The sequence below is a fragment of the Bacillus sp. JJ1474 genome, from assembly GCF_036965225.1.
In the GTDB taxonomy this organism is placed as follows: domain Bacteria; phylum Bacillota; class Bacilli; order Bacillales; family Cytobacillaceae; genus Cytobacillus.
The window spans coordinates 1-3,688 of record NZ_JBALPC010000138.1; the positions used below are offsets into that span (position 1 = coordinate 1).

The following is a 3,688-nucleotide window of genomic DNA, read 5'->3' on the forward strand; positions in this document are numbered from 1 at the left end:
GAAGTTTAATTTGTACAAACCACAAGGGTTTATTTTAACATTTTTTTTAAGGATTAAAAAATAAAAAATAATTCTTAATTATTTTTCTCGAGAGAAAAGTTTCAAATTTCGGATCCCATACTTTTCTATACTATTTTCATCCTCCCCATTATTAAACTGGCTTATTCTTGCTGAAAAAGATTCACCTATGACCAAGACGAAGAAAACAATCCTTTGAAGGCTGTAAAGGATTTCAAAGAAGCCATCGCAAGTGTTACCAATCTAATATTTTTTTAAAAATGTGAACTTTCTGCTCTTTCATTCGTATTATTAATAGAATTAAAAATAGAGGAGGAATTTCATTGGGTAATAAGATTATGATTTCGCTTGGAAAGCTAGCACTCGCCGGTTCAATTGGTTTATCAGGAATTGCAGGCGGACTTTTGTCCGAACATCAGGTCTCAGCAGCGGAAAACATTAACGAAGTCAATTTTGAAAAAAAGGCAAAGGAATATGCTGATCTTTTTAAAACTACGGATTGGGAAAAAGCATACGGCCACTTAAGTAACAGCCTTCAAGCAAAAGTAGCAAAGGAACAGCTGCCAACCCTTATTGCAGGCCTAACAGAAGCACAATTTGGAAAAACAAAAGAAATCACGTTAAAAGATATCAAAAAGAATGGAGTGCACACGAATGCCGCTTTCACAGTGACAGCTGATCAAGGTGTGTACGAGCTTGTTTTGCGATTAAACGATGCTGGGCAGATTGACGACATGCTTTTCAATACATACGCTGTACCAGGGCAATATCTTAATCCTTCCTACAATCATCCAGAAAATTATACTGAAAAGCAGGTAGTTTTTGGAGATGGAGAATTCACCATTCCGGGAGTTTTGACAGTGCCAAAAGGAGAAGGTCCATTTCCTGTTGTCGTCCTTGTTCATGGTTCTGGGGCACATGATATGGATGAAACGTTTGCTTCATTAAAGCCATTTCGTGATATGGCTGTAGGACTCGTGAATGAAGGTGTAGCTGTCCTGCGTTATGACAAAAGAACATACTCCCATGCGATTAAAAGCTATTTAACACCGAAGTTTACTATCAAGGATGAAACAGTACTTGATGCTAATTTAGCTGTAGAAAAATTAAAGGCTATGCCAGAAATTGATGCTGAAAATATCTTTGTATTTGGCCACAGCCAGGGAGCTTTTGCCCTTCCAATGATTATCGATAATGACAAGAACAAAGATATTAAAGGGGTTATTGGAGCAGCCGGCCCTTCTGGGAAATTCCATGAACTCATGATCTGGCAGGTTGAGCAGCAATTACAGAGGGCAAAGGATATGAACGTACCTGCTGAGCAGGTAAAAGCTGCTGAAGCCAGCGTGGCTTTCTTCAAGGAACAATTTTCTTTATTGGATGACCCCCAATATTCAGCTGACAATTTACCGGCTAATTTCCAGTTTACGCCATCTTACTGGTGGTTTGATCTTCGTGATTTCGTTCCAGCCGAGCTTGCGAAAAAACAATCAGTTCCTACCTTACTTCTTCAAGGAGGAAAGGATATTCAAGTACCTTCTTCAGAATTAGATGCTTGGAAAAAAGCGCTAAAAGACCGTGACAACGTAGATTACAAACTCTATCCTGATATGTTCCACATGCTTGTTAACTTTAAGGGCCAAATAGACGGAATGACAGAATACATGACACAAGGTAATGTTCCACAGGAATTCATTTCGGATATTGCCCAATGGGTGAAAACAGGTGAAATTAAAGAAGTGATAAGTAAGCCACAGGAGCCAAGCAGTCCTGCGAAAATGGTGTATTGGGACAGCTTATTAATGAAAAAAGGACAAATTGGGAAAGTCACTATTACAAAACCAATTAACCTCTGGAAGCGCGAAGGCGATAAGCTTGTCTTTGAAAGGATCCTTAAGCCAGGCGAGCAATACCGCGTCTACCGTCAAGACGATAAATTCGGCGGCCAATATGGGCTCGGCGGCGGTTACTATGTGACGAATATGAAGGGATATGTAGATTATAGGACACCTTCAAAGGCGAAATTGAAAGAATTGAATGAGGGTTAATGTTAAATTAAAAGGGGTAGTCAAGAAAGTACCTAAATAAGTTAAGCAGCTGGCAAAAATAGCTCGTATTTGTCAGCTGCTTTTTTTGAATAAATATACCTTTCCATAACAAAAACCAAAACGTCAGTCCTCTGCACAGCTTACCCCACGTACGGTTGTGGAGTATGTTACAGCTATTGCAAAAATTGTAAATGAAAGATACATTTGCAGGGTATACATGGAAAATTCCTTGCTTTAGTAGAAATAAGATTTATGACATCCCGGGAGGAATATACAAATTTAAAAATACAAATACAGATAAATTTCCTACATCAACAAGCATATGGGAATAAACACTCCACCTTAAACTACTCGTTCTATAACGGATGAGTGACCAGATGATTCCCATTACAACTAAGCTAATATACATTTGATAAGAACGATTCGCTATAGAAAAGACTCCCCACATAAATGGATGACTTAATACAAATAATAGAGTTGAATACATAATAGTTACCCGTCTAGGGAAACTCTCCCCTGCATCCAGCAATAATCCTCTCCAATAGCCTTCCTCAAACCATGGATTGATAAGGGCAAATAAAAGCAAAAACAGTGTTATATGCGGATACTCTAACAGTAAATTTACATTTGGAAGTAAAATGCCAACAGCAGGGAAAATTCCAATCAATAGCCCGAACAATAGCCATTTTTTTATAAAGACTGGTTTTTTCAGCCAATCCTTATATACTTCTGCCGGTACGAACAATAATTTCATTAATCCGGTTAAACCCCAATAGGAAGCTGCCGTTATCATCCAGCAATAATCAGGAATATACTGATAACTTATGGATGCAATCCAATGGACGATGAAAATAATGAAAATGGGTGACAATAAAACTACTGTTCTATTTCTTTTACTATTTAACGTAAATATAGCAATCACCCTATTAAAGATATTTTACTTCTTGTAAATTGCCTAAAAGAATGAATTAGGATATATTCAATAACTTTTCAACTCTTTGCAGCAGACTATCAATTTGTTTATTAGCATCAATTTTCTCTGCGCCAAATGCCAAACTGTGGACTAAAATTCCGTCCATACTGGACATAATGATTTTTACAATCTCTTCTGCTGGTATTGAAAGCTGAAATTCACCCTGTTCTATCCCTGCATGAAGCAAGTTTAAAAATAACTGAACAGTTTTATCATATCGATTCAAAAAAAACTCTTTTGCCCTTGGTTCTCTCCAGCTCGATATCCAAAATTCATAAATAGCTGGATAAATACTTTCATCAATTGTAGGAAAAATTAATTTATTACTTTCTAAAAAATCTCTAAGCTTTTCGAATGCGGACTGAACTTTCAAGTTCTTAAGTGATAAAGAATCATCCAGTTGTTCATCCAGATAATTCAGTAGGGCTTCGAATATTTCGATCTTATCTTTGAAATATAAATAAATCCATCCCCGGCTCATCCCTGCTTCTTCAACAATATCCTTGAGTGTGGCTTTTTCATATCCTTTTCGTTTAAACACCTCCATTGAGGCCATTAATATCTGATGTATCCTTTGCTCCTTATGTTCTTCGCTTACTTTCGGCATAACCTGCTGCACCTCCATTAAATAAATGAACCTCGTGTGATT

Annotated in this window: 3 protein-coding genes; 1 reads left to right on the plus strand and 2 read right to left on the minus strand. The window is 37.2% G+C overall.

What is annotated here, in order from left to right; all coding sequences use genetic code 11:
- The first annotated feature begins 341 nt into the window (after positions 1-341).
- The gene (locus V7164_RS16630) at positions 342-2,066 is read left to right on the plus strand and encodes an alpha/beta hydrolase family protein (RefSeq protein ID WP_335354639.1); all 1,725 of its coding nucleotides are present in this window, start codon (positions 342-344) and stop codon (positions 2,064-2,066) included.
- Between the two features lie 250 nt (positions 2,067-2,316).
- On the opposite strand, the gene V7164_RS16635 is transcribed toward V7164_RS16630, so the two are convergent.
- Both V7164_RS16635 and V7164_RS16640 read right to left on the minus strand, forming a co-directional pair.
- On the minus strand, positions 2,317-2,937 hold the full coding sequence (locus tag V7164_RS16635) for a CPBP family intramembrane glutamic endopeptidase (RefSeq protein WP_335348252.1): 621 nt from the start codon (positions 2,935-2,937) through the stop codon (positions 2,317-2,319).
- A gap of 97 nt (positions 2,938-3,034) precedes the next feature.
- Positions 3,035-3,688, minus strand: a 654-nt coding sequence (locus V7164_RS16640; protein ID WP_335354640.1) for a TetR/AcrR family transcriptional regulator, incomplete at its 5' end; no start/stop codon positions are given.